Annotated in this window: 5 protein-coding genes and 1 pseudogene; 4 read left to right on the forward strand and 2 right to left on the reverse strand. The window is 56.0% G+C overall.

Features of this window, described 5'->3' with window-relative positions; translation table 11 throughout:
• Positions 1 to 871: pseudogene (gene amrS / locus IPP88_22610) on the forward strand (AmmeMemoRadiSam system radical SAM enzyme).
• Between the two features lie 692 nt (positions 872 to 1,563).
• The gene (locus IPP88_22615; GenBank protein ID MBL0125345.1) at positions 1,564 to 2,946 is read left to right on the forward strand and encodes a hypothetical protein; all 1,383 of its coding nucleotides are present in this window, start codon (positions 1,564 to 1,566) and stop codon (positions 2,944 to 2,946) included.
• 1,050 nt (positions 2,947 to 3,996) lie between these two features.
• On the opposite strand, the gene IPP88_22620 is transcribed toward IPP88_22615, so the two are convergent.
• Positions 3,997 to 4,731 (reverse strand): hypothetical protein, encoded by a 735-nt coding sequence (locus tag IPP88_22620; GenBank protein MBL0125346.1) that lies wholly within the window; start codon positions 4,729 to 4,731, stop codon positions 3,997 to 3,999.
• A gap of 1 nt (position 4,732) precedes the next feature.
• Between IPP88_22620 and IPP88_22625 the strand changes: the two genes are divergently transcribed.
• Together IPP88_22625 and IPP88_22630 are read left to right on the forward strand one after the other, a co-directional pair.
• The gene (locus IPP88_22625) at positions 4,733 to 5,902 is read left to right on the forward strand and encodes a hypothetical protein (GenBank protein ID MBL0125347.1); all 1,170 of its coding nucleotides are present in this window, start codon (positions 4,733 to 4,735) and stop codon (positions 5,900 to 5,902) included.
• Positions 5,903 to 6,910: 1,008 nt separating this feature from the next.
• Positions 6,911 to 7,207 carry a hypothetical protein gene (locus tag IPP88_22630; GenBank protein MBL0125348.1) on the forward strand — a complete coding sequence of 99 codons (297 nt, stop codon included), beginning with the start codon at positions 6,911 to 6,913 and terminating at the stop codon, positions 7,205 to 7,207.
• 660 nt (positions 7,208 to 7,867) lie between these two features.
• Here IPP88_22630 and IPP88_22635 read toward each other — a convergent pair.
• Complete coding sequence (locus tag IPP88_22635) at positions 7,868 to 8,173, reverse strand: DUF1524 domain-containing protein (protein MBL0125349.1); 306 nt, start codon at positions 8,171 to 8,173, stop codon at positions 7,868 to 7,870.
• Positions 8,174 to 8,299 lie beyond the last annotated feature (126 nt).

The raw sequence follows: 8,299 nt of genomic DNA on the forward strand, positions 1-8,299 counted from the left end.
ACCCCGGCTCATCCGTGTTTTCATTCGGCACCGCCGGTTGCAACCTCGCGTGCAAGTTCTGCCAGAACTGGGACATCTCGAAATCGCGCGACATGGACCGCCTGATGGACCAGGCCTCGCCGATGGAAATCGCGCTGGCCGCGGAGCGCGCGGGATGCAAGAGCGTGGCGTTCACGTACAACGATCCGGTCATCTTCGCCGAGTACGCGATGGACGTCGCCGACGCCTGCCACGCGCGCGCATCCAGACAGTCGCGGTTACGGCGGGCTATATCTCCGCCGTCGCGCGCCGCGAGTTCTACGCCAAGATGGACGCGGCGAACGTCGACCTGAAAGCCTTTACCGAATTCTTCTACCGCAAGCTGACCGGCTCCGAGCTCGCGCCCGTGCTCGATACGCTCAAATACCTGAAGCATGAAACCAAGGTCTGGTTCGAAATCACCACGCTCCTGATCCCCGGCGAAAATGATTCGGATACCGAACTCACCGCGATGTCGAAGTGGATCGCGAAGGAACTCGGGCCGGACGTGCCGCTACATTTCACGGCGTTCCATCCCGATTTCAAGATGGGCGCGATCCCGGCGACCCCGGCCGCGACGCTCACGCGGGCGCGGCGCATCGCGCAAGGCGAGGGGCTGCACTACGTCTACACCGGGAATGTGCATGACCGCGAGGGCGGTGTGACGTCCTGCGCGGGTTGCGGGGTCAGTCTCATTCGCCGTGACTGGCATCGGATTCTGGAGTATCGGGTGACGGCGGAAGGTGGCTGCCCGGATTGTGGGACGGTGTTGCCGGGGAGGTTTGGGGAGTTTGCGGTGGCGGAGCAGTTTGGGGCGCGGTGGATTCCGGTGGCGCTGAACCCTACCAGCTAACGCGACCTTCCCTGCTCCATCCGATCAAAACCTGCTTGCTTCCCAACTGCTCCCAATCACCCCATGAACAAAAAAGCATACGGGTGACTACTACAATAGAGTAGAAGTACATTTATCTATGCAGAATTGCGCCTGACACGAAACATTGCGAAACGACTAAGTGTGCGTCGGCCCCGCACGCAATCCAGTGGCTGTTTGATGTGCGAGAATCATTCTTTCATATAAGCTCGATGGTCTACTGTCATCGTGGGAACTGGAACTGAATCAATATGGTCCGATTCTCGGCATTTATCAAGAAGTGTGACGGCCTGCTAGTCAGCGTGGTTAAGTTCGGCGCGAGCCTGCCGGAACGGTTCGGCGCTTTCGAGGGGTCATCTTGCTTGTCATGATTGGCAACTCATCCCAGGCTGCGGCGGCGGCGATGGTTCCGGTGCTGCCGCGCCGCAACCAGTAGAGGTGCGCACTGTTATCGTCACTCCAAGCGCGGGCGCCAACGGTCAGATCAGCCCTAGCACTGCGCGCAGTCAATAGCGCGTGGGACAACCGCTACTTTTACCGTCACACCGTCGCCGGGCTTCGTAGCCAGCGTAGGCGGAACTTGTGGTGGTGCGCTTGTTGGTACGATCTTTACAACGAATGCTGCGCTCGCAGATTGTACCGTGGAGGCCTCGTTCAGCGCCATTGGGGAGTCTGTGGGAGGAACCTACTACATCGGCTCCAGTGGCAATAACGCGAATTCATGTGCTGCCGCGCAGGTCAGTGGAACCCCCAAACAAACCTTGCAGGCTGGGCTTGCATGTCTGGTGGCAGGCGATACGCTGGTCATTCGTGATGGTACCTACAGCGGTGCGGCCAATGCCGTCACGGGTCTGCCGAATGGATCAGCGGGGAAATACATCACGATCAAGGCGGAAAACGAAGGAAATGTGATCCTGACGTCCGGTTTAAGTTTGGCGCACACCAATGCGTACCTGATTTTCCAGGGACTGCGTTTTCAGGATACGAATGGCAAGACCATACTAGGCAATCATCTGAAGTTCTTCAGGAATGAATTCAAAGGCGGATGCCCATCAGGGAATTGCACAAATACGACGATTGGCACGAACGATTTCAATGACACTGCCGATATTCTGCTTGAGGATAACTGGTTTCACGGATCAGGTGGACGTTACAAATTATTGGTATACAACGCCAATCGGGTAGTGGTACGGCGTGGCGTCGTTCGTCACGATGGAGGCTGGACGGATGACAAGGGTGACCCCGAGGCTGGTGTAACTTTCTATAATTCGTCCGACTGTTCTGCACAAAACGTGCTGATCATTGACAATGATCGGCCGTATCGCTCATGGCAGGGCGCATTCTATTCGGTCTACAACAGCGCCAGTCCCAATGCGAATCGCAACAACAGCTGGTATGGAAATGTCGCACTAAACAGCCCCGTAGGCGGTGGCCTTCGTATCGATGGCAACGGCCCAGTGACTGGCGCAATTGTCCAGGACATGGTGATGTGGGATACGGAATTCGCCGCCGGCTTTGGCTCGGGTGCATCTGTAATCTCCGGCCTGACCATGAACAGGGTAACTGCGGGCAATACCGTCCGCACCGCCCAGGAGACTGCCGGATTCGTCCAGTTTGCGACAACCTACTCAGGTACGGTAACCAATACGATTATCGCGAATACAGGAACCGATGCAATTGGTGTGCCGCTGACATATTTTGTTTCATTCAACAATAGCAGCACTTCTGCCGGCACAGGACAGCTGACCTATTCACCATTCACCAATGGCCTCTCCTACCTGACGCGGATCGAAGAGGGTAGTCCGCTGAAGACGGCTGGGCTAAACGGCGGACAGATAGGTGCGCAGATTGTGAATCGCATCGGCACACCGGGAACGTTGCAAGGTGAAGCCGGCTGGAATACCGATACCGGTACCGCACTCTGGCCATACCCCAACGATGCGCGAATCAAAAAGGAAATGTGCACCGACCCAGGCGTAGCTCGCGGCTTTTGTGCCAGCTCATCGCTGACAGGCTACATCATGAATTATCTGGGCAACGGCAGTCCGTACCCATAAACGCACATCGCCCGCTCAGAAATGAGGTCGGCGTTCCTTCTGGAGGCTGCCTTGATCCTGTATCAAGGCCAGTCAACACAAACGGAACGCCGATGCCAAATTGTACTGAGAGTATCTAATCAACGCGACCTGAGTTTTGGTACCCTGGCCGGCGTGATTGAAATCCTTTTCGATGGTTGCAACATGACCCGCGAAGGCGTCGTGATATTACGGGCGCTGACGGATCGGCGCCTGGGATTGACCGATGCCGCGTCGTGCGGCGAGGTCCAGCGGCTGTGGGTGTTGCCCTCAAGGACACGCCAGTCGCCCCTGCACAGGTCGCCACGCCATGTGATCAATTACTCGAGCTCACGCCAGCCATTACCAGGAATACGCGCCGCATGCGGCTCCATTTCGCTAGCCACTGGCCGAACGCAGCGATCTTGCACGTCACGCTCTCTGCGTTGAACTGCGAATAATCACGTCAACAGCGGGCGGCCGCCGACGACATGATCAGGTTAGTCATATATGTCGAGGAGGGGTTACTTCGCCCAAAACGCTGCGCACAAAGTTCTACCCATCGATTGTGGTTTTCTCCAGATAAATTTGACCGCCTTTTGAACCATACGCATCACCGCACACGAAAAAAAGTCAAGGTGAAACATGCAGTCCAAATTTGCGCCTGCAAAAAAATGACTGTCGCCAGCTGGAGACGCTCGCCGCGAGGAAATATGCGCAATTAAGGTGATTCTTGTAGGGGGAATGCCTACATCCCATGTAGGCACGACGGCCTGCACGACGCATTCGCGTCACTCTCACGTGTACCTGTCTGCAAATGGCAACGCTATTCCTCTCTTTTGCGTTGACGATCATTCAGTCCGTCGAACTGCGTGGATAGCGCATTGATTCCTATGGGAACTTTTCAGATGGCCCGCGTCTTGCGAAGAGGAATCCGGGCCGCTTCGAAGATGCATCCCTATCGTTTGCAAAACTCTGCGCAAGCTGCCTGCCAAATGTCACGTATTAATTTCGCGAGGAAACCAGAGTGAAAATCAGGAAAACATTTACCAGTTACATTGCCAGCGTTGCCTGGTTTTTTGTGGCGTTTGCACCAACCATGGCGCTTGAATCGTCCGCCGCAACATTCTCCCTATATCCCACACTGACAGTCAGCAAAACCGGCGCCGGCAGCGGAGTCGTCAAGTCGACAACTCCGGTGGGAATTTCATGTGGAAGTGCGTGCAAGTATCGGTTTCGCCTATACACGAATGTATACATGACCGCGACGCCCAGTACCGGCTCAGAATTCACGGGATGGTCAGGCGCCTGTAGTGGCACTTCGACGACCATCAAGTACGTAAATAGAGGTAGCGCAACGTGTAGCGCATCCTTCGCATTGAGCGGCGCTGTAGCAACTCCGTCGCCGGTGTTGCAGTCAAGTTTGTCGGTCAGCAAGGCAGGGACGGGCACGGGATCGGTGACTACAAATCCGCCGGGCATTTCATGCGGAAGCGCGTGTACCAGCAACTTCGCGACCAACACGAGTGTTACGCTTTCTGCGACGGCCAACGCGGGATCAAGCTTCGCTGGATGGTCGGGCAACTGCACCGGGGCCACTACAGGTACACAGGTCCTGCTTTCCTCCAACTTGAGTTGCGTTGCCACATTCACACTACAACCTGCGGCGTCTGTAAGCCTCTGGGTCACACCTGCGGGCAATGGCACCGGACTGGTGACTTCGAATCCGGCGGGCATTTCCTGCGGCAGTACCTGCAATGCCGCTTTTGCGCAAAATACAATTGTCACATTGACAGCTCTCGCTAATACCGGTTCAACGTTTTCCGGATGGTCCGGCAGCTGTTCGGGAACAACGACGACCGCGCAGGTAACGCTTGCGGCAAGTTCAACGTGCTTCGCCAACTTCATTTCGAATACCAACACCGTTACACCTGGCGCCGGTGCGAACGGGGCTATCACGCCAAACACGGTGCAGATCGTGGTAAGCGGCAGCAAGCCGACATTTACGGTCACTCCGAACGCCGGCTACACCGCCAGTGTCACCGGCACCTGTGGCGGCAGCCTTTCCGGGACAACCTATACGACCAACGCCATCACCGCATCCTGCACCGTCGTTGCCAACTTCAATGCGATTGTGGCAACCACAGGGGCGACCTATTTTGTCGCGCCCACCGGCAATAACACGAATTCATGTGCTGCCGCGCAGGTCAGTGGAACCCCCAAACAAACCTTGCAGGCTGGGCTTGCATGTCTGGTGGCAGGCGATACGCTGGTCATTCGTGATGGTACCTACAGCGGTGCGGCCAATGCCGTCACGGGTCTGCCGAATGGATCAAGGGGGAAATACATCACGATCAAGGCGGAAAACGAAGGAAATGTGATGCTGACGTCCGGTTTAAGTTTGGCGCACACCAATGCGTATCTGATTTTCCAGGGACTGCGTTTTCAGGATACGAATGGCAAGACCATACTAGGCAATCATCTGAAGTTCTTCAGGAATGAATTCAAAGGCGGATGCCCATCAGGGAATTGCACAAATACGACGATTGGCACGAATGACTTCAATGACTCGGCAGATATTCTGCTTGAGGATAACTGGTGGCATGGAAATGGCGGTCGATATACCGTACTGGTCTACAACTCCAATCGTGTGGTGATTAGACGAGCGGTCGTGCGCCACGACGGCGGTTGGACCGATACCAAAGGCGACCCTGAAGCCGGCTTTACTTTCTACAACTCAACCCTCAGTTCGGCACAGAACGTTATTGTTCTCGATTCCACGCTTGCCTATACAAGTTGGCAATCGGCTTTCTACAATGTCCTGAACAGCGCGTCGCCAAACACAAACGCCAATAACAGCTGGCTTGGGGTCATTGCGTTGAATAATGTTTCTCCCGCGCACCTGACGGCGCGAGCTTGCGCTTTGACGGAAACGCGGTACAAGTTGGTGCATTGTTGAGGAGATGCCGTCTTTTGCGTGGGATAGCAATTAGGCACAAAATACGTTATCAGGCGAATATTGGCCTTGACGCACGTGGCCTCACGATCGGACAGACATCGAGGGGAAGCGCACCGGCCCTTAGGGGGTCGCCATGGTTCTGGTGGGACCAAGTCATTTGCCAATGTGATCGTCGCGAATATGAACAATACTGATTTCTCCGGGGTGTCGGCCACTTATTTTGATTCGTACAATAATGGCAGTACTTCTGCCGGCACGGGACGGCTGACCTATTTGCCATTCGCCAATGGCCTCTCCTATCTGACGCGAATCGAAGAGGGTAGTCCGCTGAAGACGGCTGGGCCTGACTGCCGCGGACAGATAGGTGCACAGATTGTGGAATCGCATCGGCACACCGGGAACGTTGCAAGGTGAAGCCGGCTGGGATACCGATACCGGTACCGCACTCTGGCCCATACCCCAACGATGCGCGAATCAAAAAGGAAATGTGCACCGACCCAGGCGTAGCTCGCGGCTTTTGTGCCAGCTCATCGCTGACAGGCTACATCATGAATTATCTGGGCAATGCCAATCCGTACCCCTAAACTTCTGCTCCTGTAAACGCGTTGGCGGCGAGCACTGGCTCGCCATTGGCCATTGAAGAGTTGAGGTCGGAGTTCGCCATCTGATACGGTTCTCCGTGCAAACAAGCGCCCGGGAGCCCGCGCGAATGCAAGCTGAACGAAGGCCAGCGTTAGCGCCTGCTTCACGTTGCATCCGCGCCACGGCGACTTTTGATGGGTACTCCCGACCTGCGCCGACGCTCGTCGGGCTTTGTATCGATCTGATCGAGGAAAGAAGCCACTCAACCATTACCTGACTCATCGTGTTTCGTTCCCGGCGCACGCCGAGCCGCAACCTCGCGTGCAAGTTCTGCCAGAACTGGACATCTCGAAATCGCGCGACGCCTGGACCGCCTGATGGGCCGAGGGCCTCGCCGACCAAAATCGCACTAACCGCGGAGCTGGGATGCAAGAGCGTAGCCTTCAGCTACTGGCGATCCGGTCATCTTCGCCGGGTACGCGATGGATTACCGCCGACCTGCCACGCGCGCGGCATCCAGACAGTCACCGTTGCGGCGGGCTTCTCTCGCCCGTCCCGCGCCGCGAGTTCTACGCCAAGATGGACGCGGCGAACGTCGACCTGAAAGCCTTTACCGAATTCTTCTACCGCAAGCTGACCGGCTCCGAGCTCGCGCCCGTGCTCGATACGCTCAAATACCTGAAGCATGAAACCAAGGTCTGGTTCGAAATCTTGCGCTCCTGATCCCCGGCAAAGTGATTCGGATACCGAACTCACCGCGATGTCGAAGTGGATCTTGCGAAGGAACTCGGAGCCGGACGTGCCGCCTACATTCACGGCGTTTCATCCCGATTTCAAGATGGGCGCGATCCGGCGACCCCGGCCGCGGCGCCCGCGCCGGGCGCGGCGCATCGCCGCAAGACGAGAGGCTCTTTTCATCTACCGGGAATGTACGCGGCCACCGCGAGGGGCGGTGTGACTTCCTGCGCGGAATGCGGGGTCGAAAGTCTCATTCGCCGCGTGGCTGGCATCAGATTCTGGAGTATCGGGTGACACCGGAAGGTGGCTGTCCGGATTGTGGGACGGCGCTACCGGGGCGGTTTGCGGAGTTTGAGGTGGAAGAACAGTTTGGGGCGCGGCGGATTCCCGTGGCGTTACACTTGTCGCGATAGCTTCAGTTTTATTTCGTTAAAGATTCGCCTTCTTTTCGTTGTGGCGTCTTCCTGCCGTTGTTTCGAACCCAGCACGCCCGATCTGAGTTGGCGGGCAATTGATGTACGCGGCATCAACAGCACATAGGTGTTCTGGCGATTTTTCTTAAAGAAGGTTGGCGTGAATTGCTTTTGCTGCTTTCGCCGTAGAAGATTGCCACTTCTTACAATTGTTTCTTCGGTCCATTCATAGCTAACGCCAGAGTCTTTGGACGTTTGTTAAGCAATGGCTGTAAATCGACAACTTTAAGCTCAGACGCAGCGTTCGCGGCTCAGTGACCATTTGATTTCGTTCAGTGAAGGTGTTTAAACGCTCGAAGCTGCGCTCATGCGCTTCCAGGCGAAAATGATCCCATCCTGCCTGAGCGGGGCTTTCCGGCAGGATATGCTCGACTGTAGCGGTCATCGCCTCATCACTAATCTCGACGCCGCCAAGTTGGCGTTCGATTTTTGCAAGCAGATAACGTAGGCGCTTTCCCGAAGTACTTCGATTTTCAATCGCAACACAGCAAAATCAGCCAAACTCACTCATCAAATGTAAATGGGGGCGAAGTACACCTTGCAGAGCTGAGCGTCTTTTGCTCTTTCTCACTGCCGAATCTCAAGGCAGCGCGTTGTAAACCTC

The sequence above is a fragment of the Betaproteobacteria bacterium genome, from assembly GCA_016720925.1.
Taxonomy (GTDB): domain Bacteria; phylum Pseudomonadota; class Gammaproteobacteria; order Burkholderiales; family Usitatibacteraceae; genus UKL13-2.

Bases quoted from the DNA above. Each gene is read 5' to 3' on its own strand.
- IPP88_22630 (MBL0125348.1), top strand. From the start codon at position 6,911: ATGCAAGAGCGTAGCCTTCAGCTACTGGCGATCCGGTCATCTTCGCCG.